Below are 25,880 nucleotides of genomic sequence, written 5' to 3' on the forward strand. Positions count from 1 at the left end.
GTCATCCGTAATTCGTAATTTAGTATATGGACATCCGTAAACACTCTTTTGAATACCATTCTTTCCAGGATAGTGCAGCCTTACCCATTGCAGATCTCCGCTTACTGGAAGAAGCCCGCGAAGTAACCGCCCAGGCTTATGCCCCTTATTCCAACTTTTATGTAGGCGCCGCCATTTTACTGGCTAACGGTATCGTGGTAAGAGGAACAAACCAGGAGAACGCCTCTTTCCCTGCCGGCATCTGTGCAGAAAGAGTGGCCTTATCGACCGCAGCGTCCCTCTATCCGGGAGTACCTATCCTTACTATCGCCATCAGCTATCACAATCCATCAGGAAGTAATGACACGCCTATTTCACCCTGCGGCATCTGCCGGCAGACCTTATCAGAATATGAAGGGCGTCAGCAACAATCTATCCGTGTTGTCATGAGCGGGCAAACGGGAAAAGTGTTCATTATCCAGACTATCAGACACTTGCTGCCATTGGGATTCTCTGCAGAAGATATGCAATAAATTTGTTATCTTTGCCCTAGTCTATGAAACGCTATGTTGAAGGTCCATGTCTTATGTCCGCTGCTATGGACGGTTTTATTCGTGCAAGTTGCTATGGCTTTCCCAGGAAATAAATTAAAGGGTCTATATAAAGAAGGAGTGAACTGCCGCAGTGAGGGCAGATTTCAGGCTGCAAAGAAATGTTTCAATGAAATATTACATTATGACAGCAGCTATACAGTAGCCTACCTGCAAATGGCCGAAATCCTGGCATTGGAGGAGGAATACCATGAAAGCATACGCTATTACCAGCATTTCCTCCGCCTGGATGAAGAACAGCCGGCCTCCTGGTATGCCATGGGGGTACTATACTTCAATACCAAAGACTTTCATAATGCAGTCGGTGCTTTTGAAAAGGCACAAAAGAAAGGGCATCCTGCCGATGCAGATTATAACCTGCACCTGGGCACTGCCTACCTGCACATCCGCCAGGTAGAAAAAGGTGTGAAACATCTTAAATCCTGTCTTGCTTTACGTGAGAACGATCCCAGGCCCATGCAGGCATTGGCGCATCACTATTACCTGGCAGGCAATTACGATGCTGCCATTATGTACTGGGGTAAATTACTCGGTATTCAGCCAGAGAATGCTTTTGCCATGTTTATGCTGGGCAAGTCATACATTGGCAATGGTGAAGTGGCAAAAGGAGAAGCCTTGTGTGACAGGGCGCTGGCAGTGACGCAATAATATTATGCAGACAGCAGATAAAAGAAAAAGCTCCCGGAGACGGGAGCTTTTCGCTTTATAAGACAGTCTATTATTACATTCTTTCAGGTACATCAATACCCAGCAGTTTCATACTCTTCGCAATGGTCCTGGCTGTGAGCATAACGATCTGCGTACGGAGCTTTTGCTTTTCCGGCGTTTCCGCATCCTGCACAGAGTAGGTGTATTTACCATCTACTTTCTCGGCATAGAAAGAGTTGAACTGTTGTGCAAGCTGGAACACGTAGTTAGCGATCACAGAAGGGCTCATTTCTTTCAGGGCTTCTTCCAGCACGCTTTCATATTGTTCGTTCAGCAGGATCAGTTCTTTCTCCAGGGGCAGTAGGCTGCCCTTATGACAGTAACCTTCCAGCTTATCTGCATCCGGTGCTACCTCGCGCAGAATAGATTTAATACGGGCATGCGCATACTGGACAAACACGCTCGTGAATCCGTGCAGGTCAATAGACTCTCTCGGGTCGAACACCATTCTCTTTTTAGGGTCTACACGCAGCAGGAAGAATTTCATGGCGCCAATACCGAGCATCTTATAAAGTGCCTGCAGATCTTCCTCGGCCATATCTTTCAGTTTACCGGAATTGGCTGTCTGTTCTGCTGCTGCTTCGATCGTTTCGTCGATCAGGTCATCTGCATCTACAACGGTACCTTCACGGCTCTTCATACGGCCGCTGGGCAATTCCACCATGCCGTAGGAAAGATGGAAAATACCATCCGCACAAGGTTCCTGCAGTTTCTTCAGGATCAGCTGCAGCACTTTGAAGTGATAGTTTTGTTCGTCTGCCACCACATAGATGCTCTGATCCATCTGGTAGTCGGCGTATTTAAGACGGGCGGTGCCCAGGTCCTGCGTCATATATACAGAGGTACCATCTCCGCGCAATAACAATTTCTCATCAAGCCCGTCGGCAGTCAGGTCTATCCAGATGGAGTTGTCAGGCTTTTTAAACAGTACGCCTTTTGCCAGTCCTTCTTCTACCAGGTCTTTACCCAGCAGGTAGGTCTCGCTTTCATAGTACATCTTGTCGAAGTCGATGCCCAGGCGTTTGTAGGTTTCATCGAAACCTTTGTACACCCAGCTGTTCATGGTAGCCCAGAGGTGACGTACCTCAGGGTTGCCTGCTTCCCATTGCTGCAGCATGATCTGGGCCTGCTGCATGATCTCTGTCTGTTTACGGGACAGTTCCTTGATCTCATCATTGAGTTTGCTGAGTTTCTCTTCATCCGCCTTTATTTCAGGCTTATGGAAGAGGGTAACCAGCTTCTCTATACGTTCCAGGTCTGCGCCCTGGAAATCTTTGAAGTCGTTTTCAAGCGCGCGTGCTATGATAGGCTCTGTCTGTTCCTTAAGGATGGTCTCAAATTTCACGTAGTAGTCGCCCACCAGGTGGTCGCCCTTGATGCCGGTTGATTCGGGGGTATCTCCATGGGCAAACAGCTGCCAGGCCAGCATGGATTTACAGATATGGATACCGCGGTCGTTCACGAGGTTGGCCTTGATCACGTCGTAACCGTTGGCTTTGAGGATCTCTGCGATCGAATAGCCGAGGAAGTTATTACGGAGGTGACCCAGGTGCAAAGGTTTATTGGTATTGGGGGAGGAGTATTCCACCATTACTTTTTTCCCGTTGGAGGCTTTCTTACCGATGTTACGGTTATTGAAGTGTTGCTGCAGGTACTGTGCCCAGTATTGTTCACAGATCTGCAGGTTGAGGAAGCCCTTGATCACGTTATAACCGGACACGAGGTCCGGATTATGTTCAACAAGGTATGTACCCAGTCGATCAGCAGTTTCTTCGGGTTTTAAGCGGCTGAATTTAGTGAAGGGGAATACCAGGATGGTATATTCACCTTCAAATTCAGGTTTGGTAGTATTGATCGCAATGTCCTTTGCAGGAATTGTCTGTTCGAAAAGCGCCTTAATTGCTGCTGCAGCAGCAGATCTGATGGATTGTACAACACTCATGCTGATAAACGGTTAATGCCAAAAGTAACGTCAAAGGTATAAAAAATCCGCCGGGCAGCCCGGGGGACCAGATAATATAATACGAAAAAAGGGCCGGCAATAAGCTGCCAGGCCCTTTCCAGGGTTTATCGGATGCTGAGTATTAATAGATGGTGAACTCCACCCTTCTGTTTTTCTGCCTTCCGGCCTTTGTTTTATTGCTGGCTATCGGCTGGGTGGATCCGTAACCTACTGCTTCAATCTTAGATGGATTTGCGCCCTGGTTGACCAGGTACTGTTTTACTGATTCTGCCCTGTCTTTGGAGAGGGCCATATTTTTGGTAGCATTGCCCACATTGTCGGTATGGCCGCCAAGTTTCAGGCTGAAGCCCCTGGTCTTGAGCATTTCTGCCAGCTGGTCGAGCGAGGCGTAAGAGCCGGGTTTGATGCTGGATTTGCCGGTTTCAAATTCCAGGTTCTGGATAGCGTTCCTGACGATGCGGCGGTCTTCATCTGTAATAATTACCTGGGTAGGCGCTTTCGGCTCGGTGATCTTAGGCAGTTCGCAGCCGCTGCCGTCTACCTTGGCGCCTGACGCTGTACCCGGGCATTTATCAAAATAGTCAGATACGCCGTCTCCGTCCGCATCAGCGGTGAGTTTACTCATCTCTCCGGACAGGCGGTTATTTTCGGCCCTGCTGGTTTCCAGCTCGCGTTGCAGGTTGGCTTTCTGTGCTGCCAGTTCATCGTACATCACTTTAGCAGGGTTCTGCCAGTTCAGTTGCGATTTATTCCTCGGTCCCAGGGGGAATTCCAGTCCGGCGTAGCCGTAGGAGTATTTGTCTTTATCAGGGCCGAAGTGGAAGCCATCCAGGTTATCCCCGTCTACATAGTGCATGGTATATCCCAGGTCGAGGTTGACGGCCTCCGAGAGTTTAAATTTCAATCCTGCGCCGATGGGTACATAGAACTCGGTGATGCTGCCATTGGTTTTATATTCCATCAGGGCGCCGCCCGATGTCGTGGCGATCTTCGGCGAATAATTGGCCAGTCCTGCGCCGCCGGATACATACAACTGGATCGCATTCTTTCTGTACATCCAGTTGATGGTGGCCAGGTTGATAACGGCATTCAGGCTGCCGGACCATTTGAGTTTGGTTTCGAAGTGATCCAGGCGCCGGTTGGGATCTTTTTCGTTCCCCAGTTTGCGGTCATTATTGCCTGCCAGCTTGCCACCCACATAGTCGGCCCGGATGCCGAGGGAGTGGAGGATCTGCCATTTTACATAAGCCCCGTAGCCGACCTGGGCTTTCCATTTTGTGAAATCGTTACTGCCGCCGGTAGGGGCAACCGGGGCCAGCAATCCTCCGTTGACACCCACTGACCATCGCCGGTAGCCGGGGCCATCAGTAAAAATAGGGCCGGTCACAGTGGTCTGGGCAATACTGCATAGTGGAGTGGAAAGGGCCAGCACACACGCTGCCCGGATAAGTGAGGTGTTTTTCATAATCATTCAGGGTTACTCGGTTATTTAAATTACTTAAGCAGGTGATTAATTACATTAGAAGTATTTCGCACGTTGGTTCAATAAAGAACCCCTGTTGCATATAAATTGTTCATTATTAAATCTTATTCAGCTTGCCGGAAGCAGGCGTGGCGGTAAACTGACACAAAGAACTGACATATTTGCATACCTCGCCGCTTGGCATAATCATTGACATTTGCTTCTCGGAGACAAAAAATCTATCTACAACTACAAGCGAGAATATTAACAATTATGGGAAAGATAATAGGTATTGACTTAGGAACTACCAACTCATGCGTTGCCGTAATGGAAGGTAACGAACCGGTAGTAATTGCCAATGATGAAGGACGCAGAACTACGCCCTCCGTTGTGGGTTTCTTAAAAAATGGCGAGAGAAAGGTGGGTGACCCGGCCAAGCGCCAGGCTATCACTAACCCTGTGAACACGATTATGTCAGTAAAGCGTTTCATGGGACGCCATTTTGACGAGGTATCAAACGAAATACCTCACTGGAGTTATAAAGTTGCGCGTGGTGAAAACAACACTACCCGTATCGATATTGACGGCAGACTGTATACTCCGCAGGAGATCTCTGCCATGATCCTGCAGAAAATGAAGAAAACTGCTGAAGACTACCTGGGTCAGGAAGTAACTGAAGCGGTGATCACTGTTCCTGCTTACTTTAACGACGCTCAGCGTCAGGCTACAAAAGAAGCGGGCGAGATCGCAGGTCTGGCGGTACGTCGTATCATTAACGAGCCTACTGCCGCTGCACTGGCTTACGGACTGGATAAAAAACATGCTGATAGCAAGATCGCTGTATTTGACCTTGGTGGTGGTACCTTCGATATCTCCATCCTGGAACTGGGCGATGGCGTATTCGAAGTAAAATCTACCAACGGTGATACGCACCTGGGTGGTGACGACTTTGACAAGGTGATCATGGACTGGCTGGCCGAAGAATTCAAGAAAGATGAAGCGGTTGACCTGCACAAGGATCCAATGGCATGGCAGCGTCTGAAAGAAGCAGCAGAAAAGGCTAAAATTGAACTGTCTTCCTCTCAGGAAACAGAGATCAACCTGCCTTACATCACTGCAGTAGATGGTGTACCTAAACACCTGGTAAAAAAACTGAGCCGCGCTAAATTCGAGCAACTGGCAGATTCCCTGGTGGAAAGAACACTGGAACCTTGCCGTAAAGCCCTGAAAGATGCAGGCATGAACACTTCTGAGATCGACGAAGTGATACTGGTAGGTGGTTCTACCCGTATCCCGAAGATCCAGGAAGTGGTAGAAAAATTCTTCGGTAAGAAACCAAACAGAGGTGTGAACCCGGATGAAGTAGTAGCGATTGGTGCCGCTATCCAGGGTGGTGTATTGACCGGTGAAGTGAAAGATGTATTGCTGCTGGACGTTACCCCGCTTTCTCTGGGTATCGAAACTATGGGCGGTGTATTCACCAAACTGATCGAAGCTAACACGACCATCCCGAGCAAGAAATCTGAAACCTTCTCCACTGCTGCTGATAACCAGCCAAGTGTTGAAATTCACGTACTGCAGGGTGAACGTCCTTTAGCCAGCCAGAACCGCACACTGGGCCGCTTTATCCTGGACGGTATTCCACCGGCTCCGCGTGGTGTTCCTCAGGTAGAAGTGATCTTCGATATCGATGCCAACGGTATCCTGCACGTAACCGCAAAAGATAAAGGCACCGGTAAAACACAGAATATCCGCATCGAAGCAGGTAGCGGTCTGAGCAAGGAAGAGATCGAAAAAATGAAGGCGGAAGCGAAAGCCAACGAATCATCAGATAAGGAACAGCGTGAAAAGATCGAAAAGCTCAACCAGGCTGACAGCCTGATCTTCCAGACTGAAAAACAGCTGAAAGAATATGGCGATAAGATCCCTGCCGATAAGAAAGGCACAATCGAAACTGCTCTGAACAAACTGAAAGAAGCACATAAGAGCGGCGATGTTGCCCAGGTAGATGCAGCTGTTGCAGAAATGAACAATGCATGGACCGCAGCTTCCGAAGAACTGTACAAAGCAACACAGGAAGCACAGGCTAACGGTGGTGCTGCAGGTCAGGGTCAGCCGCAGGGAAGCGCCGCAGGGAACGAAGGCGTAACCGATGCTGAATTTGAAGAAGTAAAGTAACATAAGCATTTTAGGGATATTTGGTAAGAGGGCTGTCTGCTATAAGCGAGACGGCCCTCTTTTTTTGTGTCTATTTTTATATTTTGTGTTATGCAATTGACACTACACCCGTTCGAATTAAAGTTCAGGCATACGTTCACCATCTCACGTAAGTCAAAAGACGTTCAGCCATTGTTGGTAGTGGAACTGAAGCAGGATGGCATCAGTGGCCTGGGAGAAACAGCCGATAACTCCTATTACAATATGACCGTGCCCCGCCTGATGGAAGATATCAATGCTCACAGAGCAGTGATAGAAGGGCACACCCTGACAACACCCGAAGCCTTCTGGGAATTGTTATTTCCTTTGTTCAAAGACAACCTCTTTGCACTCTGCGCCATCGATCTGGCCGCGCACGATCTTTACGCGAAGCAACTGAATAAGAAACTGTACGAGGTATGGGGGCTTGACATTGCCCGCAACCCGATGACCGACTATACGATCGGCATTGATACAGTAGAAAATATGGTCAATAAACTGAAAGAGTTCCCCTGGCCGATCTATAAGATCAAACTGGGCACACAGGATGATATTGCCATTATAAAGGAACTGCGCCGGCATACGGATGCCATTTTCCGAGTGGACGCCAACTGCGCCTGGGGAGTGGAAGAAACCCTGCGCAATGCTACCGCTTTTAAATCGCTGGGCGTGGAATTCATCGAACAGCCTATGCCGGCTGAAGATGTGGAAGGCATGAAACGGGTGTATGCCTCATCAGCCCTGCCCCTCATTGCCGACGAGAGCTGTATTACAGAAGCCGATGTAGCGCGCTGCCAGGGACTTTTTCATGGTATCAATATCAAACTGACCAAATGCGGAGGCATTACGCCCGCCCGCAGGATGATCGATCATGCAAAACGCCTGGGCATGCAGGTAATGACCGGCAGTATGAATGAAAGCACCGTCGGCACTTCGGCCGTAGCCCACCTGCTGCCTTACCTGGACTATGTGGATATGGATGGTCCACTGTTACTGGCGGAAGATACTGCTGATGGCGTAAAGATCGTTGACGGGCGTATCATCTATGCCGACAGGCCGGGTACCGGCGCTGTATTAAAATAAAATAATTACCCTCAAATGTTACCCGTTATGAAAAACAGACAATTATTCTCCAGACCTGTGCTGTGCATAGCTGCCCTGCTGTTGTTGTTAACAAGGGCCTTTCCGGTCAGCGCCCAGCTGCTGGCCCATATCAGTGTCAAAGCCGGCGCCCGCCAATGTGTGAATGTACCCGTTTCCGCCGTTATGAAAGATGCAGTGATGCTGGTACAGGATTCATTGCAGTTCTTCGAAATACAGCAGGGACGCCGCCAAGCGGTTCCTTTTCAACTCTCCGGCAGCGGCCATCTGTATTGGATAATGGATGGCAAAACAGCTCCGGGAAAGGCCCGTACATACGAGCTGGTAAAAGGCAAGCCTGTTCCTGCGAAGACCACGATGCAGGCAAAAGACAGCGCCGGCGCCCTGGTGCTGGAAGAGGGCAATCAGCATCTTCTTCAATACAATTACAGGATTGCAGAGCCACCTGCCGGCGTGGATACCGTCTATCGCCGCAGCGGTTTCATACATCCCTTATGGGCGCCCGACGGCCAGGTCATCACCAATATACATCCGGAGGGGCACTGGCACCATGTAGGGATCTGGAACCCCTGGACGCACACCTCTTTTAAAGGGAAAGAAACTGATTTCTGGAACCTCCAGAAGAAAGAGGGCACTGTCCGTTTCAAAGGCTTCATCAGCCGTACGCAGGGACCTGTATTATGCGGTTTCCAGGCGCTGCACGATCATATTGCCTTTTCGGGCAAACAGGAAACGGTAGCGATCAACGAAGAATGGGACGTTAAAGCGTTCAACAGCAGCGGCAGTACCAGTCGCATCTGGGATATCGACAATACCATGAGCTGTGCTGATACAGCCGGCATCACCCTCTTACAATACCGTTACGGCGGTGGTTTTGGCCTCCGTACCACGGCAGAATGGAAAGCCGCTAATAGCAAGGTGCTGACCTCAGAAGGTAAAACACGCAAGGATGCGGACAGTACCCGTGCCCGCTGGATCAAGATCACCGGCCGCACAGATAAAGGAGAAGCAGGCATCCTCGTTATGTGCCATCCTTCCAACTACGATTATCCCCAGCCCGTACGCGTATGGCCGGAGAATAACGAAAGAGGAGAGATCATGATGAACTTCAGCCCTACCAAAATGAGACCCTGGCAATTAAGATACGGGCAAACCTACCGCTTGTGCTACAGGGTCATTGTATTCACGGACGATCTTTCGAAAGAAGAAGTGGAAGCCGCCTGGGAAGCATATGCAAAACCACCGCAGGTTAGTGTTTCCTGGAGCGCAGGTCTCTGACGTTGACAATGGCGTTATAAAGCCCGAAAATGCCCATAACAATGAAGACGGCTATAACACCCCAGGGACCGGTGCCGCGGTAAATATAGAGCTCTATACGCGTCAGGCGAACATTATGCAGCTGAGCACCTGCCTCTGAGAACTGGAGGAAGCGATAAACGGCAAAACTAAAGCCGATCAGGGCCACGACAGACATCCAGAGCACTGTTGTCCAGGAGGCGGGTTCTGTTCCGTTGGGAGTGGGTTCAGGGGGAATACGCATGTTAACAAGATACAAAATAAAACGCAAAACCCTGTCCGCCATTGACGAACAGGGTGTTGCGCTTTCTGATATGTATTCTATATGGCTATTCCATGTGATCCCTGGTGACTTGCTTCATACACTGCAGATAGCAGATCCCTTCTTTCCAGTGATTTTTCCAGCCACAGGTCTACTGAGCTGTAAACGATCTTCAGTGAAGGTGTCAGTACATAAATGGCCGGTACAGGCACATCTTCATTCACACCTGATATCCTGTCCCATATCGGATCGGTAGCAGAATAAAGGCCTGCTTTCGCAGCAATCTGGTTGTGCTGATCCCATATGCTGGCAAAAGGCAGCTGTAATGCTGATGTAGCTTCTTCGAAACGTTGCTGCTCATCAGTGGTTACCAGCAGCAGCTGGCCACCCATTACGCGGATATCTGCATAAATATCATTCAGCTCTTCCAGCAGCCTGGTACCATAACTATTCCAGTGAATGGAGTGGAAAGCCAGTACCAGCGGACGATCTATCAGTTGTGTAATGGACTGTAAGCCCTGCACAGACTTTAAGATATCTGAAGTGGCAATAATATTTTTCTTATTTATATGGAACGCAGGGAATGTAGCTCCTGCATGTAAAGGGCTGATCGGGGTCCTGGTCTTATAGGCTTTTTTCACGTTTTCAATCTCAAATTCAGGAGAAAGATCTGCATATCTGGCGAAGTTGTTAGACATAAAATAAATTTAAGGGATGGTTGGTAAACAGTGATTAAATAAATGGTTGTAATGATTTTTATGAAACGGTTGCCGGCAGATGATCCGCGGCAATGAGATATCAGCTACAACAACAGACGGCAGTGGTCTTCCTGTTTCTATATTGTGTTAATACTTTGAACTGAGGCATGTGAACTTGTATTTTGCGTGATTGCCTGTATTGACAAAGCAAATATAGGAAGAATTTTCTAATACCCTACAAGTTTTGTAGGGTATTTATTAAGTGGTTGATAATCATATACTATATTTTAAAGAATTTGAAAAGTTTTATATTTGACGCTTCTATGTTCATCAAAACAATAGCTACATGAAAGGAATCCAGTTAAATATCATCCCGGCCGTCTGTTTACTGGCAATCGGCCTGGCAGGATGTAACGGTAATAACAACAAGCCCGGCAAACAGGAAAAACAGGTACAGGTGGCTGCTACCAACGATGCGGCCATTATCAGGAATGATGAATTATATCCGTTCATGCTGGCAGGTGTATATTTTGTACACGGCTACGGCGGCCCGGAATCTACATTCGACAGGCTGATCAAACCCGCAGTACAGGGGGAGCCGGGCACCGAGGCTTTCTCAAAATCCCTGCAGGATGCCTATACCAGGTATTTTGTCTTCCCCTTTAAACCACAGGATGATAAAGGCGGTAAGGAAGCAAAAGCAACCCTGGCAGAATACTGGAATATCCACAATACCGCAGAGCTGGAAGAATCATTGACCTGGTTACTGGAAGAAGGACACCAGCTACAGTACGCAGCATACCGCAAAGTATTGGAGGAAAACGGTGGCGCCGGTGCGGATATCGCGGCTATTGACCTGGCTAAATATAAATTGTCAAAGACTGATATTCCCGGCATGGAATTTATCAAAACCCATTACACTGCATTCAGCAACGGGGGTATCAAGGCATGGGATATCGCGCGCTATGTTAACAACATCTGTGTTGCTTACCAGGCCGGCTATCTTAACAGGGGAGAAGCAATGGTATGGTTGAAGAAAGCGCCGCAGGTTGTACAATCACATTATAGCGACTGGAAAGCTTATTTTAATGATTTCCTGCTGGGCCGTCAGTTCTGGGGCGGTGCAGAGAGCGACAACGATCGTTTCAAAAGTGAAGTGGCAGGTATGCTGGAAGGAAAGTACAGCATCTATAATTATATGCCGGTGAAATAATTGACTGATGTAATAAATGAAGCGCCCGTCTCAATTACTGGGACGGGCGTTTTCGTGTACTATTTTGCTTGCCATAACTATTTACGTTACTGCGGATGATTGATCGCGCAGCATCTCTTCCGCTGTTATATAATGATCAGTTTTCACATGCTTCTCTTAACTATATATATTTTTGCGCATGTCAGATCGCGCAGTACCTCTTCCTTCCTGGTCAGATAGAATAATTATATATTGGCAGCAGGGTAGGCTGATTATCAGGTGTAATACCCTCAGGCAATAATCCTGCATGTAACATGGCATGTGTATGTATCTTCGATGCATATAATCTTTCCAGGCAATAACGCTGTACTTCGTTCAGTTCAGATACATCAAGTATCGCGCCCCTGTTCAGGAAATTCCTGAACAGGATGCTCGTAAGGTCTTCCGCCATGTATGGATACAGGGGGAAATCCATTTCCTGCTCTTCCTCCCCGAATTTTGCCTTCTGTTCTTCCAGTATCGGAAATATGCCATCCAATGCAGCTTTTAAGCGCCCGGCGTCCGACAGGTTGCCTATCAGTAAAGCATCTGTTGCTACGACAATAATAAATGCCTGCGCCCATTGTATTTCTATGTCTTCCTCCATATCCAGCAATTCCTGCAACTGCTGCTGTTCCACCGGGAAGCCGCTGATCCCGTTGTATACAGCGATATATGGCTCCAACGATTCATCTGCTGTTAATAACTGTGTAATTTCTTCAGGAAGACTTGTCCGTTCCCCTGTCACATAGTTAATCAGGGCAGCGCTGATCAGTGAATTTTTGATCAGGGCTGTATTATCACCGTTGCTTTTGATAATGTCGAAGATCCTGCTGACCTCTTCCTTTGCAGGGAACAACACGGCAGTATAATATATATCGGTGGACAGCAGTTCCTCATTGTCCGTCTTGTAAAAATGGTCCCTGATAAATGTCTTAAAGGATGTAAATCCTGCATCAGGTTGCTCTTCTTTCCTGCCAAAGCTATATCGTACAGGCATCGTCAGTATGGGTACTTCCGCTCTGATATCCATTGTATACACATAAGCCAGGAAGTCTGCCAATGTTGCACGATATGCAAAGTCTTCCTTACATAAACTATCAAATACCTGTATGACCGGCTCAATGATCTCAAACACATTATATCCCTGTTTTACATGGCTGAGCATTTCGCCAAATAACAACGAGAGTACCTCGTCTTCCTCTTCTGTATCACAAAGCGCTTCCAGTATGGGTGGTACTTCTTCTATCGAAGTGCTATACCCTCCGGGAAAGTTGCTCCATTCTATTTGCTGTATAAGTTCTTTTGTGTCTGGATACATAATTTTTTTAATTAAGGACAAGGATGAGGTGCACTGATATTTTGATGTTCCAATCCCGCCAGCGGGTATTTTACAGTAACGATATTCTTGGTCTTGACCTTGTTCTTGGTCGTAATTTTGGTATATGTATATGTGATCGTCATTTTATTGTCTACTGCAAAGTTATGCATCGCAGGATTACAAAAATCACATGGCGCTATTCCCGGTACCTGGAAGCCTTTTCCGTTGGGTAGTCTTATAAATGATGGCTTTGATTCAATTTCCAGGGTAGCACCGTGCAGTTTGTCCATCTGGTCCTCGAATCGTTCGCTCAGCTGGCGTAACAACTTCTGTTCTGCGTCATCTAAACGGCCTGCTACATTTTTTGCACCACTGGTTGCCCGTACGGTCTTCAATTGCTCCGGCGCCTGGCCTTTCAGGGTCAATACTGAATCGATGATGGTCAGACCAAGGAAGTCTATCTGGATATTGGTATCCCTAACATAACTGTAAAAGGTGGCATTAGTGCTGGCAAGCCGTATGGGATCCTGACTGATATAGACGCCTTCTTCCGGCAAATAATACCTGAACCGGTTGTAATATAACTCCGTTTCCATATCATGGTACTGTCCCTGATACCGGAAGGGTATGAAAGATAAGTCGCCCACCCGTTTGCGGGGCTTGCCATAGATGTCCAGCTCACAGGCCCATACCAGCGTACCTTCCGCATCATATGCCTGACAGGGTGTACCCAGATGATCTGTGATGACAGAATAAGCTTTATTTCCAACGATCTTCGCTGAAGGAACGCCCGCTCCTTCGAAGACCCAGGTGATCAGTGAAGCGTCCGGAACTGGTTCCGGAGGCTGTATCACATTACCTGTTTCATCCACTTCTGCCACTGGTCTCTGGCTGGCTTCATATGTCCATTCATGCAGGGGCGCATGTTCATCCCATATCCAGCGGGTGATCTGTTGCTTATGTATTTTGGCCGTTCTCCGGCCTAAGGCATCATATTCGAAACCGACAACGGTATTGTCAGGACGGATCACCTTTTTCAGCATACCGTTGCCATACCATTCATATTGCCATGTCTTGAAGTCAGCAGTGATCTTCCTGATGAGATTACCTTCTTCATCATATTCGAACCTTGCCTGTGCAGATGCCTTTAGTTGTCCGCCGGCATTGTATTTCCGATCGTTCCGCAGTTCTGTGCGGAACAGGTTGCCCAGTTTATCCGGCAACCTGAAATCATATTGCCCGTTCTCATACTGGGCCCAGGAGAGGTTGCCAAATTCATCGTGTCCGAACTTCGTCACTCCTTTGTCCAGTGCATTGACGATCTGGCGCAATCTGTCGTTCGGGTCCCATCGGTAGTATAAACTGCGGGTGATCTCATCGCCATGGTGTACGGTATGTGCTGATGGCATTCCCCCGGTATCGTAAGTCCATTTACTTTGGATATTGCCGGGAAGATAACGCGCTACTTCCAATCCCAGGTGATTGCACATGATCTCCGTTACCCAGGATGCTTTTGTTTCCTCATGGCGGGCGTTAATGCCTGTCACGGAGCCCATCCTGTCGTGCGTGAACGCTATCAGTGCTCCCAATGAACTTTTAATACTATCCCTGCGGCCATGTTTGTTATAGCTGCTCGTTACGGTATGTCCGTTTTGCTGCTCTTCTATCACACGTCCCAGGGAATCCCTTTTGAAAGTAACCGTATTGAATTCATTGACCGCTTCAATCAGCAATCCGTTACGATCGTAGGTATAAGTTTCCCAGCTGCCATCACTATATTCGGCGCGTGTGATCTGATGCCTGCTGTTATATTCAAAGGTGCTTTGTTTGCCGCCGGGACGGTGCATCGTGATCAGGTTACCGGTGGCATCCATGCTGTAACGGCGTATAATGCCATCAAAACTCCTGTCTTCGATGATCTCTCCGCGTGCGTTACGGACGAAACGGAAGCTGCTGCCATGTTGGTCAACAACAGTATTCAGCTGCTCTTCGGTATCGTACACAAAATGCATCTTCACACCATTTTCTTCCCGCAGTTTCACCTTACCCAATGGCGTATACTGGAACTTCACATCATTGTATTTATCTTTTGCCCGTATGACGTTGAGATAGGCGTTATATTGGAGTTGTACAACATTGCCGTCGGGCACATGGACTTCCGTTGCCCTCCCTAATTGATCATAACGAAAGGTTTGCCGCTGCTGTTGTGGATTGGTGGCGCTGAGGCATTGGCCCCAGTTATCATATTCCCAGCTGGCCACACCGCCATCCGGAAGTCGCAATGCTACCAGGTTATAATCTTCATCATAAGTGAAGTCAGTATCACCACTCAGGTGTTCCGCTATCCTGCTCAGCAGGTTTTGTTTGTTATAGGAAAATAGCTGCAGTGTACCATTGGCGTCACTGCGGCTATGCAGTAATCCGTTATCGTAATATACATAGGAAGTGCTGTTGCCCTGTGCATCAGTGGCCACGAGTAAATTTCCTTCTTCATCATAACTGTAATTCAATTGGCTCCCATCCGGATATACCACTGAAGTGCAGTTTCCCATCTCATCATAGATATAGCCTGTCATGTTCCCATCTTCATCGATCTGCCGGTAGATCTCAAAATCCGGCGTGTATTCTGTAAATGTGGAATACCCCAGCGGGTCTTTCACCTGGTAGACTACAAAATCGGGCGTATAGTAATAGGTAGTGGTTTGCCCCAGGGAATTGGTGACAAGGTTATATCCTTCCTTTGGATGATAGTCAATATATCCCTCCAGTAATCCGCCATCGCCCCAGGTATGTACGCAGCGGCCCTGTTTGTCGTACTCCCAGTAGAAAGACTGTCCGTTACGGTCAGTCTTTTTTACCATCAGGTGATTGCGGTATACCATGGAAGTGGTCTGTCCCAGCGCATCAGTGATGGCAATGAGGTCGCCCTCTTCATTGTAAGCATAGCTGATGAGCGGTCTTTCCCCGCCGCGGTGATGCGCTACAATGCCGGTAATACGTCCTGCCTTGTCGCTGCTCACATGCAGATGCCTGCCCACACTATCTATAATGCGCACGATCGCTCCACGGTTGTTATAGTGGAAGCTGATCATGAACTGTGCTTTATCGTGAATAGTGGAAAGATGATACTGTGTAGCCCCTGTATATGTTTTACGGAAGGTATAATAGAGGTTGTTGCCGTGGTTGTACAACTGGTATTCGTCAATATCAGTCCGCTTCAGCGTGAGTTTCTCATGCCGGTTATAATCGCTGTCGCCGCTGGCAGGCAATGCATCAAACACCGCACTGCGTCCATCTCCCAGTAATACTACCACCGCGCCATCGCTGAGAAACTCCTGGATGCGCATATCATAGCAAAGATGTGTACCATGTCCCAGTGCACCTTCAAAAGAGCTGTCACTGTTCCACGATCTTTCCCATTTCAGCGGAATAGGGCCTGGTAGTTCAAAGTCCAGACCATCATAGATCATGATGCCCTGTACCAGGTCTACCGGTTCAAAGCCTTTTTTACAGAGTTTATTACTCAGTTTATTGCTGCCGATCTTTCCTTTCAGTGCATGATTGAATTTGGTGAGTCCTTTCCGGCCGATCTTACCCAGTCCTTTCATCAATGCACCGAATCCGAAAGACATGACGAGGTTCAGCAATACCCCGGCCCAGTCAGGTACGTAGGGGCCGCCTACCATCACCGGTTTTCCGAACGACAGCGGGATGGTGAATGAAGTGGGCAGGTACATGCTGGGAATTGGCTTCAGCTTCTTTCCCGGTTGCAGGGAGAGGGGAATGCCAATATCGTTACAGGTCATCAGCATATGGCCCGTAGGGCTCAGCAACCTGCCTTCCGCCTTTACGGTCTTGCTGCCGAAGAAGTTGACAGAGTCATGGCCTATCATTGGCGCCAGCAACCATGGGCCACCCATGGGGAAGTGGAATAATATCACGATGATACCGCTTGTATCACTTACTCCTCTGGGTACGTGATTGACCTTGGTGCTGGCGCCCATATATGGAATATAATCCATCGGGTCCAGTACAAAACCAATGTAAGGATGGGGCAGGGGAATGGGAAATCCCAGCAGGATAACAATATGTATGTCGAGCCCTATAACGGGAATGAAATGTTTATTGCTGACCAGCATAAGCTTTATTTAAGAGGCTGAAGCGTTTTCGGATTGTTCCATTTCAAGCGGAAGGATCATCGGTTCACGGTTTTTCCGGACAGTGTCTACATCAGATTTCCAGTCCCTGCCAAACACTCTGCCCATTTTCTCGTCTATGGCCTGCACAATATCATGGTTGCGCTGTGCATGTGCATAGTCGTAGTAATCGCGCAGCAGGTAGATATAGATGGAGGCGCTGATCTCTTCATCTGTTAAGTGCAGGCCTGCTTTGTACCCTTTCTCCAGTATGTCGTAATACCTGCCGCTGTCCTTCCTTCTGCATAGCTCTGCTGCCTGGTACCAGGCATTCAGCGCCTGTTGTGAAAATTTATGTTGTTCGGCCAGTTCTGCCTGTTGGATGAACCAGTTGATAGCTTCTGTAAAACGGCGGCGTATCTGTGCATAGGCGCCATGATAGCCGTAGAATTGTACCAGCAACGGCAGGCATGCGCCGTCTCCCATTTGCACGCCCTGCTTGGCAATGCGTTGTCCGCGTTCCAGCAGCTCAGGTATTTTCGGGTCTTTTTTGAAATGGAATAACATACCCGCATACATAATATGGGCAGTGGCAAATAAGCCTTTATTGCCGCTCCGCTGTGTAGCGTCCAGCGCCTGCTGGCCCCAGCGGTGCATGCGTTTCACGTCCTTATCTTTCAGGGCGGCGCCCATTTCAAACACACATTTGCGCAACATGATCTCGGGATCATTAGGATTGCCACTGGTAGCCAGTTTCTGGATAGCCGCGTTCAGGTCCATTGGTACATGGATACTACAGATCATATCCGGGAACTGGCGGTCGTGAAAAGCAAAATGCTCTTCATTCACGTGGTCGATGACCAGCAACTTCACACCGGCAGGAATGCCTTTTTTCAGCAGGGTGGAGATCCAGTTCTTCATGTCTTTGGTACTACTCACCTGCCGGGGTATCAGTGCCAGAACAAGTTGTTTTTGCTGCTGAGGCAATGATTGCCGGAAGCTGCCCAGTAATGATAAGAGGGCGTCGTCCATCGGAGCGCCATTATTGCGCTCCAGCAATTGCTGGAAGGGCCGTGGGTCCCAGAGGAAGAACGACCGTTCATTCACCTGTTGCAGCAGGGCTGTACTTTTCTCATATGTGTCCAGCCAGTCTTTGATCAGGGCTGCACTGAAGGTATCTTCATCTTCAAAATTGGTGAGCTGGGTAACAAACACTTCCGGCAAACTTCCGTGTTCTGAGGATTCCAGTTTACAGAAACCTTCATAGACACGGGCTTCTTCCGGCCGGATGATGAACCGTACGAATCTGAGTGATGGTTTATTAGCAGTTTTCTCCATCCATTGTTTCTGGATGAGATTGACCAATTGTGCTATAGGATTATGCTCGTTCATAGGATGCGTTTAACAATTCAGATTGAGCATACCGCCTACTATGTCAGTAGTTGTATTCCCGTCAATTTTTACATTCCCTTTGGTGCTATCGATCTTCACTACCTGTTCACCGGTTGCGTAAAAGTTCTTGGAATCAACGTAGAGATTGGATTTGCTGGAAACCGTATTGGCGTCTTCTGCGGCAGATAGAATGGTCTTGGCGCCGCTTTCGATATTGTTGGCAGCATTATCCACCAATATGCTGGCATTCTGTTCACCAATAAATACTTTCTCCGACCCGATAAGATGGATCTCTTTGGACTTAAGTTCTATCTTGTTCGGTGCTTCCACTACAATATGATCTTCCGTCTTCACCGTGATCAATGTCTGGGAGCTGACGGTGATATTGCCTGCTCCATCCATCGCCATGCTGCTGCCGTTCTTGTCGGTCACGGTAATACTACCGGCGGCATCGTTGAGCAGGATCGTGTTACCGCTCCTTGTTTTCAGGGCCTTCATATCATTACCGGCGTTGCCATAACTGCTTTTAGCGCCGCCATTGTAGGTAGCGCCTATTACGAATGGTTGTTCAGGGTTGCCGCCTTCAAATTCTGTGATCACTTCTTCACCAACTTCCGGCATAATGAACATGCCTTTATCGCCACCGCCTGAAGCAGATACCACACGGATCCACGGGGTCTGCCCCTGTTGCATCCAGCGGAAACGTACACGGATCCGGCCCAGTCCCTTCGGGTCGTTGTTGTCTGTCACCACTGCCGACTGTGGCTCTGTATAAGGAATGTTGGTCAGGTCCACATGAGGAGCTGCCGCATCAGCAGGAATGCCTTCAAACATATTGTGATAGCTGCCATTGGCCCCACAGTAATGGCGGATATTGGTGATCATAAATTCGCCATGATGCTGTTCCTGTCCGAATGCGGATTCTTTAATGCTCACGGTATCGCCGATACGGAATGATGGATTGGTACTGCTTCCTTTAATTGTTACCATCTTTGCCAGCCTGCCTTTTTTCTGCAGGGTGGCCAGTTTGTCCATCTGCGATTTGGCGCTGCTGTTAAAAGGATAGTTCATTTTATACAATCCCTCGCGGTTATACAGCTTGCTGCTGATGTCGCTGGCATGTTGTGAATATGCATTGAGCTTGCCTGTTTCTTTGGATTGCGTGGTGTCTTCCACAACTTTATCCTGGCGGTAATCGTAGCCATTCAACTTGGCGTTGTTCGGCAATACAGACAATGCGATGTTAAAATCAAGCAGGTCTATCTGGTGCGTCAGTGTCACTTTCTGCGGAGAGAACTTGCCGAATACCTGCTGTTGTCCATCATAGAAGAACCATTCCCCATGACGTTCGGCCAGGCGGGTAATAAAGGCCTGTGAACTTTCCTTATACTGTACCACATATTTCTGCGTTTCTTTCGTTTCCGGGTTGATAGCTGTTTTCAGTACATTGGGAGGATAACTCTTGACAGTAGCGGAAACAATATCTGACAGCGACTTATTCTCATAAGCGGCAATATGCGGATCATCGTCCAGCAGAATGCTGGGACTATGCCCCCGGATGATGCAGTGTCCGTGTGTACCATCGCCCACCTTACCAGTTGTGATGTTTGTTACCAGTCCTTTGAAGATAAGATCTTTTACACCGGGCAGTTGTTCTGCAGGCGCTACGGTGATCTCCACTTCTTCGCCCAGGAATTTATTGGCAGCACCAGATATGCCGCCACCCAGTTTTTCAAACCAGTCGTAGCTCACGTATATTTCAAACTCGTGATGGTCGTTAATGTATTGTCTCAATTCGATCGTGTTAAAGGTCTCGAATTGTTGTCCGGCTATGGAAAATGAGGTCTTTGTATTCAGTGCCATTGGAAAAAAGTTAGGAATTACTAATGGGGCATATTGCCCGCTGCTGTGTTAAAAATTTCCTGATTCCTGAAGCTTAATATTTATTGGTCTTTTCTTTCAGTACAAGAGGTCTATTCAATGTGCCGGTTGCCTGTTCAGGTTGCAGGGAAATATTCTCTCCCTTGAAAGCGACATTGAAGCTGGAGATACCCGGATCTCCCTGTTGATCGGATGTGATCTGGAAGACATTGTTCGACGTAATGCTCCAGGCTTTATACCCCGGCAATCCCCGGATGGCGCCGCTGGAATCTGTCTTTACATTGTCGTACAACAAGGCGCCTTTATCATCGTAGATGTCAAACTGCTTTCCGCGGAAGTAATAGGCCAGGTAGTTGTTGGCGTGCATCCAGAGTGGTGCATTCCCGTCTTTTTCAGGTACGGGCGCCAGCTGTATAGAATCCTTTTTGCCATCTTCATATATCAGCCCCACCCAGAGATCCGTCCGGTCGTTGTTATGGCTGATCAGGCTGAAGTGTACGCTGTCGTATATGGCAGACTGGCCGCCGGTGAAAATGGGTTTATCCAGCAGCCATTCTTTGCGGGCGCCTGCGTGTTTTGTTCCTGTTACATTGATGGGAAAGTTCTCTGCACCATAAGTATACACACTGACCTGTTGCTGCTGGTTTGAATTGGCAATGCGCAGGGCGCTTACAGGACTGAGGTATTTTGTAAAGTCTACCGTCTTCCAGAATGTATCCTGCGGAGGATGTACTTTCCTGGCATCCAGGTAGGCTTTGGGCATCCACACTGCATCCTGCACAGCCACTTTATTGGCCTGGCGCTGAGCGCAGGCACTGGTGGCAGCGCATAACAGTGAGATACAAACGATGTGTAATATCTTCATACAGCTTTTTAATTTACTTCCCAGAACCATATCTGTTTTACGCGGCTATCGTTGGTATAATCGCCGGTGGCCGTTCTGATCTGTGTATTGACATGATACAGGAGATCAATGTGATCGCCTGTATTGTTGGTGCCATAAAAATCTTTAAAGAAAATGATGCCATTCTTTGACCAGTACTGGTTGGTGATGAAGGCATTCTTTTGAGCAGCATTGGTGCAATCTACCTGTAAGGGTACACCAAAATTACGCCAGATCCAGGTAGCGAGGCTTTCTGCTCCGCGTGCATAACCATGTTTGCATTTGGGATCTGTATAATTAGCGAGAGAAATACCGGCTTTGATGAGACAGTGCGACATGCGGATGGCACACTGGTTTTCGTAATGATAAAAACCATTCTTATCCTTTTCATCACAAGGCATAGCATGCGCGCTGCCGGGAGGCGCCTCTGAATCGTGTGGATAACTGGACCACAAAGTGCTGAAAGCAGGGAATTTTTTCAGGGCCATGGATACATGTGTTTAATAAAAATTACATGTTACATCGATGCATACAGCGCAGGAACGCTGTTGTGCGGAGCGTGACCAATATATCACGACTGCGGCCAGGGATTCTGGTAAGTAGAACTTCCCAGTTGTACTTCCCTGGCAGACAGCACAAGTCTGATCTGCATGGGAATATCGCCGGCTGCCCTGAAATGTTCCGCATATTCAACACAATAGGCGTCTGTAAATTTCAGTTCTTTCATTTTGGACATTGCGTCCCGGCGGTAGAAGACAATACTACCGCTCTTTGTCTGTGTATTGGAGATCATCCAGTCGAATAAGTTCGTATTTCCATCTGATTCCAGTAATACCGTCAGTGCTCCTCCCGTAGGACGGGCAGCTGGTTTTCCGTTGTGGTCTGTATGCTGAGCGAAAGAAAACTGGCAATCCAGCACATTGATTTCTTCACCATCTAAACGCAATACTGCTTTGAATGACATACCCTTGAGGTTTAGCTTGATAAATATGGTATTGTTAACAAATTTATTTACGACAGCAAATGAAGTATGTATATGGAAATTGGGGACAACGTGTATTCATTTCCAGTAGGTCCCGCTCGGATTAACTGCTTTTGTCAGCGGCAGGTTTTTCCATAGTTACTAAATTTCAAATGCCGGATTAACGAATATAACTACTCAATTAAAGATACATGGTCAGCACGAAAATAATTATTCTGAGACATATTGTAAATTATTTTATCAAAATCAGGAATAAAAAAGATGTTATTGTCCTGTTCGCTGATGTAACGAAGCAATGGCGTATTGCCGCTTCAATTCTCCGGCACGGGACCTGTGTTTGCCGGCTGTCGTTCGGGATGGCTCTGGTGTATAGTAGAAATATAGTGGAGACTATAACCTACAGGCAGTATAGTCCTACATTACACCTACATTTCTATAGCGTTTGCTATAGAAATGTGCCTATAATGCTATAGTAGAGAGCCTATAGGTTATAGCTCCCACCGAATCGCTATACTATCTCGAAGATATTGGCGCTTAATAAGGTGATATCTGTGTTATTTTTATCATTTGTTCACTGATCTTCTTATGTAATTATTCCCTGTTATAGCTGTATAAACTATGTATACACGATACTTACAAATAGTATAATATATTAATCCCTCTTTCCTGTGCGTAATAAATATTTCATATACATTTTCGCTGTATCTTTACTTCAATTAATTAAAACCCGATATTACATTTGAGTAACAGATCTATGTAATATTATGTAACCCTTAAACAGTTAACTGAAAAACCTGGAACGACCCAAATGACCCTGACTACGTATACCATATATGCTCCCGAGGTGCAGGCGGCAATACGCATTGCGCAGGCGCTGGCAAAAGAACATCACCATGTGAACTATACGCCCGCTCATCTGCTACTGGCATGTCTGCATAAAGAGACTGGTCTTGTGCCACAGCTGCAGGCTATGGATGTAGATACCTATTACCTGGAAGAATGGGCAGAGGTGAGGCTGGACAGCATACCCAAGGCTGGTCGTTCACCGGAGGAACCTGAAGCAGATGATTATGCTGCAAATGTATTGCAGGAAGCGGATGCAGTAAGGCTTGAATATGATCTTGATGCTGCGGATGCCTGGTGCCTGCTGATAGCTCTTAGTACGCCAGGTGTGGGCTTTTCATTTGAACAGTTGAAAACATTTCCCCTGCAGAGAGCACAATTGCTCACTCATTTTAATAAAAAAGATAATAATAGCACGGCGCCTAAAACAACGCTTGTTACAGGTAAAACTACCGCGCAGAAATATATATATCGTCTTACGGATCCGCAACGTTTGCAAACAAAACACGCACTTGCCGGACGTGATGCGGAGGTACGTTCCATGTTCGAGATACTGACCCGTAAAGGTCGTTCCAGCATCCTCGTAACAGGAGAAGGAGGTGTGGGTAAAACAGCCCTTGCTGATGCACTGGCCCTCGCTATTGTCAGTAAACAGGCGCCGCAGCAGTTACAGCAAACCGATATTTATGCATTGGATTATGGCGCCTTTATCGCAGGCGCTGCTTATAAAAACGAACTGGAAGACCGCCTGCAACAGATCATTTCACAATTGCAGGGTGCCGGTAGGCACGTGTTATTCATCGACAACCTGCACACCCTGCTGGATAAGCAACCCGGTTCCGCCGGTGGCATCGGTAATGTATTGAAGGCTGCCATGAATAAGGGGGATATCACCTTGATCGCTACCAGTACGCCGGAAGGTTATCGTAAACTGATAGAACCGGATGGCCTGCTGCGTCATTGCTTTGAGATCATACAATTATCCGAACCCGATGAACCGACGGCTGCACGTATGATACAGGCGGTGATGCCGGATTATGAAAGTTATTATAACCTGAAGGTGGCGCCCGATGTGATCACGGAATCCATTAAACTGTCACGCCGCTATCTCAAGGAGCGCAGTTTACCGGACAGTGCTGTTAATCTGCTGGACCGCACGCTGGCGGCCATACGTACCACCCAGGATACCGGTGCGCAAACGCTGGCAGACCTGCAGGTAAAGCTGCAGGCAGCGGGCGATAATAAAGAAGAATTACTGTGGTGGTACCAGCAATGTATGCGGCGTTTCAGCGCATTACTGACCACCCATTTACAAATAGAACAGGATGTGTATAAGATCGATGATGTGCCTGCATTGAAGGCCGTTTTGAACAATATTGCCGGGCAACTGGAACCCCTGGTGCAGACGCAGCATACAGCGGTTACAAAGACGGACCTGGCCACTATGATCGCTGAGAGCACAGGTATACCTCTGGGTAAGATCCAGTCGGGAGAACGGGAACGGCTGGTGAACATGGACCTCGAGTTGCGGAAGCGGGTAGTAGGGCAGGACCATGCGTTGAAGACGGTGGCCGACGCTATACTGGAATCGCGCTCCGGTCTCAGCAGGCCTGGTCAGCCGATAGGTTCATTCTTTTTCCTGGGGCCTACCGGTACCGGGAAAACGGAGCTGGCAAAATCTTTGGCAGACTTCTTGTTCCAGGATGAGCGGTGCATGATCAGGTTTGACATGTCCGAATTTAAAGAAGAACATTCGGCGGCATTACTATATGGCGCACCGCCGGGATATGTTGGATATGAAGAAGGGGGATTGCTGGTAAATAAGATCCGTCAGCAACCCTATGCCGTAGTCCTGTTTGATGAAATAGAAAAAGCACATCCATCAGTATTTGATATTTTCCTGCAGATAATGGATGAAGGTAAATTGCATGACCGCCTGGGTAAGACCGGCGATTTTTCAAATGCCCTGGTCCTGTTCACCTCCAATATCGGAAGTGATGTGATTGCCCAGTCGTTCAGACAGGGAGTAATACCATCCTCCCAGCAACTGATGGAGATCATGTCGCGGAATTTCAGACCCGAATTCCTTGGCAGGTTGACGGAGATCGTGCCATTCGGCCCTATTCAGCAGGAGAACGTTGTGAAGATATTTGATATTCATCTTAAACATCTGCTGCAGTTACTTGCGCAGCAACAGATCACGCTGGAAGTGTCTGCTGCTGCAAGAGAGCAACTGGCGGCAGAAGGATATTCGCCGCAATATGGCGCACGTCCATTGAAAGAAGTGATCCGTAGCAGGTTACGAAAGCCCTTATCCCGTATGATAATAGAAGGTAGCCTGCAACCCCACATGACTGTTAAGCTGGATGTAGACGCTGATGGTACGCTCCAATGGCATACCGGCGCTCAGGAAGTGTAAGCCGGGATAGGAAGAAGGACCATAGAACATTTATTGTTGTAAAAACCAATTGATATGAATGACAATTACGGTATTGGCGGTAACGAGGTGAAACTCGACGCCAATGAGGCCATTGTTGAGATCTCTCATAACCGGACCCTGTTTGCTGAAAAGTTAACCCAGCAAACACCTGTCAAACCGGAAATCGTGCAGGGACTAACTACTGTAGAAGCGGTGTTCGAACATTACAAGCCTGCTGTGAACATGCTGTTCCACGACGCGGAGGGACGTACTATTCCTGAGAACCTGGAGTTCCACAACCTGGGAGACTTCGGCGTAAAGGGTATTACCGCCCAGAGTGCTTTCCTGAATAACCTCGCTACTGAAAAGGAACAGTACCTCAAGATCATGAAACATCTGAAAACAAACAAAGTGCTGAAGACGGCCCTGGCTGATCCCGCTGCAAGACAGGCATTACTGGAATCGATCCGGGCACTGGTGGCAGACCTGAACACAAAGTAAATTGACAATTGACAA

At 47.8% G+C, this 25,880-nt stretch carries 19 protein-coding genes; 8 read left to right on the forward strand and 11 right to left on the reverse strand.

Annotation, left to right across the window (positions count from 1 at the left end; genetic code table 11):
* Positions 1-26 precede the first annotated feature (26 nt).
* Positions 27-512, forward strand: a complete 486-nt coding sequence (cdd, locus tag MYF79_RS11260) for a cytidine deaminase (RefSeq protein WP_247813971.1) — start codon at positions 27-29, stop codon at positions 510-512.
* A 93-nt stretch (positions 513-605) separates the two neighbouring features.
* On the forward strand, positions 606-1,238 hold the full coding sequence (locus tag MYF79_RS11265; protein WP_247813972.1) for a tetratricopeptide repeat protein: 633 nt from the start codon (positions 606-608) through the stop codon (positions 1,236-1,238).
* A 73-nt stretch (positions 1,239-1,311) separates the two neighbouring features.
* On the opposite strand, the gene MYF79_RS11270 is transcribed toward MYF79_RS11265, so the two are convergent.
* Both MYF79_RS11270 and MYF79_RS11275 read right to left on the reverse strand, forming a co-directional pair.
* Positions 1,312-3,240, reverse strand: a complete 1,929-nt coding sequence (locus MYF79_RS11270; protein WP_247813973.1) for an arginine--tRNA ligase — start codon at positions 3,238-3,240, stop codon at positions 1,312-1,314.
* Positions 3,241-3,382: 142 nt separating this feature from the next.
* On the reverse strand, positions 3,383-4,726 hold the full coding sequence (locus MYF79_RS11275) for an OmpA family protein (protein WP_247813974.1): 1,344 nt from the start codon (positions 4,724-4,726) through the stop codon (positions 3,383-3,385).
* A gap of 270 nt (positions 4,727-4,996) precedes the next feature.
* Here MYF79_RS11275 and dnaK point away from each other — a divergent pair, with 270 nt between their 5' ends.
* From dnaK to MYF79_RS11290, 3 genes are all read left to right on the forward strand, one after another.
* A complete protein-coding gene (gene dnaK / locus MYF79_RS11280; protein WP_247813975.1) occupies positions 4,997-6,901 on the forward strand; it encodes a molecular chaperone DnaK in 1,905 nt (634 codons plus the stop codon).
* 90 nt (positions 6,902-6,991) lie between these two features.
* Positions 6,992-8,002 (forward strand): dipeptide epimerase, encoded by a 1,011-nt coding sequence (locus MYF79_RS11285; RefSeq protein WP_247813976.1) that lies wholly within the window; start codon positions 6,992-6,994, stop codon positions 8,000-8,002.
* Positions 8,003-8,029: 27 nt separating this feature from the next.
* A complete protein-coding gene (locus MYF79_RS11290) occupies positions 8,030-9,298 on the forward strand; it encodes a PmoA family protein (RefSeq protein ID WP_247813977.1) in 1,269 nt (422 codons plus the stop codon).
* Here MYF79_RS11290 and MYF79_RS11295 read toward each other — a convergent pair.
* Positions 9,270-9,560 carry a hypothetical protein gene (locus MYF79_RS11295; RefSeq protein WP_247813978.1) on the reverse strand — a complete coding sequence of 97 codons (291 nt, stop codon included), beginning with the start codon at positions 9,558-9,560 and terminating at the stop codon, positions 9,270-9,272. The two genes, MYF79_RS11290 and MYF79_RS11295, sit on opposite strands and share 29 nt — an antisense overlap.
* A gap of 77 nt (positions 9,561-9,637) precedes the next feature.
* Positions 9,638-10,276 (reverse strand): peroxiredoxin family protein, encoded by a 639-nt coding sequence (locus tag MYF79_RS11300; protein ID WP_247813979.1) that lies wholly within the window; start codon positions 10,274-10,276, stop codon positions 9,638-9,640.
* A 346-nt stretch (positions 10,277-10,622) separates the two neighbouring features.
* Here MYF79_RS11300 and MYF79_RS11305 point away from each other — a divergent pair, with 346 nt between their 5' ends.
* Positions 10,623-11,489 carry a DUF1266 domain-containing protein gene (locus MYF79_RS11305; protein WP_247813980.1) on the forward strand — a complete coding sequence of 289 codons (867 nt, stop codon included), beginning with the start codon at positions 10,623-10,625 and terminating at the stop codon, positions 11,487-11,489.
* Positions 11,490-11,700: 211 nt separating this feature from the next.
* Here MYF79_RS11305 and MYF79_RS11310 read toward each other — a convergent pair whose 3' ends face one another.
* From MYF79_RS11310 to tssD, 7 genes are all read right to left on the reverse strand, one after another.
* Positions 11,701-12,828 carry a hypothetical protein gene (locus tag MYF79_RS11310; RefSeq protein WP_247813981.1) on the reverse strand — a complete coding sequence of 376 codons (1,128 nt, stop codon included), beginning with the start codon at positions 12,826-12,828 and terminating at the stop codon, positions 11,701-11,703.
* An 11-nt stretch (positions 12,829-12,839) separates the two neighbouring features.
* Complete coding sequence (locus MYF79_RS11315; RefSeq protein ID WP_247813982.1) at positions 12,840-16,967, reverse strand: DUF6531 domain-containing protein; 4,128 nt, start codon at positions 16,965-16,967, stop codon at positions 12,840-12,842.
* 9 nt (positions 16,968-16,976) lie between these two features.
* Positions 16,977-18,356, reverse strand: a complete 1,380-nt coding sequence (locus MYF79_RS11320; protein ID WP_247813983.1) for a hypothetical protein — start codon at positions 18,354-18,356, stop codon at positions 16,977-16,979.
* A 9-nt stretch (positions 18,357-18,365) separates the two neighbouring features.
* The gene (locus MYF79_RS11325; RefSeq protein ID WP_247813984.1) at positions 18,366-20,219 is read right to left on the reverse strand and encodes a type VI secretion system Vgr family protein; all 1,854 of its coding nucleotides are present in this window, start codon (positions 20,217-20,219) and stop codon (positions 18,366-18,368) included.
* A 73-nt stretch (positions 20,220-20,292) separates the two neighbouring features.
* Complete coding sequence (locus MYF79_RS11330) at positions 20,293-21,102, reverse strand: hypothetical protein (protein WP_247813985.1); 810 nt, start codon at positions 21,100-21,102, stop codon at positions 20,293-20,295.
* 8 nt (positions 21,103-21,110) lie between these two features.
* A complete protein-coding gene (locus MYF79_RS11335; protein WP_199658205.1) occupies positions 21,111-21,608 on the reverse strand; it encodes a type VI secretion system amidase effector protein Tae4 in 498 nt (165 codons plus the stop codon).
* Positions 21,609-21,691: 83 nt separating this feature from the next.
* A complete protein-coding gene (tssD, locus tag MYF79_RS11340) occupies positions 21,692-22,084 on the reverse strand; it encodes a type VI secretion system tube protein TssD (protein WP_247813986.1) in 393 nt (130 codons plus the stop codon).
* 826 nt (positions 22,085-22,910) lie between these two features.
* On the opposite strand from tssD, the gene MYF79_RS11345 reads away from it, so the two are divergent.
* Both MYF79_RS11345 and MYF79_RS11350 read left to right on the forward strand, forming a co-directional pair.
* Positions 22,911-25,364, forward strand: coding sequence for an AAA family ATPase (locus MYF79_RS11345; protein WP_247813987.1), 2,454 nt, complete (start codon positions 22,911-22,913; stop codon positions 25,362-25,364).
* Between the two features lie 54 nt (positions 25,365-25,418).
* On the forward strand, positions 25,419-25,865 hold the full coding sequence (locus MYF79_RS11350; RefSeq protein ID WP_247813988.1) for a hypothetical protein: 447 nt from the start codon (positions 25,419-25,421) through the stop codon (positions 25,863-25,865).
* Positions 25,866-25,880 lie beyond the last annotated feature (15 nt).

Origin of the sequence: Chitinophaga filiformis (assembly GCF_023100805.1) — a bacterium.
Taxonomy (GTDB): Bacteria; Bacteroidota; Bacteroidia; order Chitinophagales; family Chitinophagaceae; genus Chitinophaga; species Chitinophaga filiformis_B.

What these genes read in the sequence shown, in the direction of transcription:
- cdd (WP_247813971.1), top strand. Translation starts at nt 27, where the DNA reads ATGGACATCCGTAAACACTCTTTTGAATACCATTCTTTCCAGGATAGT.
- MYF79_RS11265 (WP_247813972.1), top strand. Translation starts at nt 606, where the DNA reads ATGGCTTTCCCAGGAAATAAATTAAAGGGTCTATATAAAGAAGGAGTG.
- MYF79_RS11270 (WP_247813973.1), bottom strand. Translation starts at nt 3,240, where the DNA reads ATGAGTGTTGTACAATCCATCAGATCTGCTGCTGCAGCAGCAATTAAG.
- MYF79_RS11275 (WP_247813974.1), bottom strand. Translation starts at nt 4,726, where the DNA reads ATGAAAAACACCTCACTTATCCGGGCAGCGTGTGTGCTGGCCCTTTCC.
- dnaK (WP_247813975.1), top strand. Translation starts at nt 4,997, where the DNA reads ATGGGAAAGATAATAGGTATTGACTTAGGAACTACCAACTCATGCGTT.
- MYF79_RS11285 (WP_247813976.1), top strand. Translation starts at nt 6,992, where the DNA reads ATGCAATTGACACTACACCCGTTCGAATTAAAGTTCAGGCATACGTTC.
- MYF79_RS11290 (WP_247813977.1), top strand. Translation starts at nt 8,030, where the DNA reads ATGAAAAACAGACAATTATTCTCCAGACCTGTGCTGTGCATAGCTGCC.
- MYF79_RS11295 (WP_247813978.1), bottom strand. Translation starts at nt 9,560, where the DNA reads ATGCGTATTCCCCCTGAACCCACTCCCAACGGAACAGAACCCGCCTCC.
- MYF79_RS11300 (WP_247813979.1), bottom strand. Translation starts at nt 10,276, where the DNA reads ATGTCTAACAACTTCGCCAGATATGCAGATCTTTCTCCTGAATTTGAG.
- MYF79_RS11305 (WP_247813980.1), top strand. Translation starts at nt 10,623, where the DNA reads ATGAAAGGAATCCAGTTAAATATCATCCCGGCCGTCTGTTTACTGGCA.
- MYF79_RS11310 (WP_247813981.1), bottom strand. Translation starts at nt 12,828, where the DNA reads ATGTATCCAGACACAAAAGAACTTATACAGCAAATAGAATGGAGCAAC.
- MYF79_RS11315 (WP_247813982.1), bottom strand. Translation starts at nt 16,967, where the DNA reads ATGCTGGTCAGCAATAAACATTTCATTCCCGTTATAGGGCTCGACATA.
- MYF79_RS11320 (WP_247813983.1), bottom strand. Translation starts at nt 18,356, where the DNA reads ATGAACGAGCATAATCCTATAGCACAATTGGTCAATCTCATCCAGAAA.
- MYF79_RS11325 (WP_247813984.1), bottom strand. Translation starts at nt 20,219, where the DNA reads ATGGCACTGAATACAAAGACCTCATTTTCCATAGCCGGACAACAATTC.
- MYF79_RS11330 (WP_247813985.1), bottom strand. Translation starts at nt 21,102, where the DNA reads ATGAAGATATTACACATCGTTTGTATCTCACTGTTATGCGCTGCCACC.
- MYF79_RS11335 (WP_199658205.1), bottom strand. Translation starts at nt 21,608, where the DNA reads ATGGCCCTGAAAAAATTCCCTGCTTTCAGCACTTTGTGGTCCAGTTAT.
- tssD (WP_247813986.1), bottom strand. Translation starts at nt 22,084, where the DNA reads ATGTCATTCAAAGCAGTATTGCGTTTAGATGGTGAAGAAATCAATGTG.
- MYF79_RS11345 (WP_247813987.1), top strand. Translation starts at nt 22,911, where the DNA reads ATGACCCTGACTACGTATACCATATATGCTCCCGAGGTGCAGGCGGCA.
- MYF79_RS11350 (WP_247813988.1), top strand. Translation starts at nt 25,419, where the DNA reads ATGAATGACAATTACGGTATTGGCGGTAACGAGGTGAAACTCGACGCC.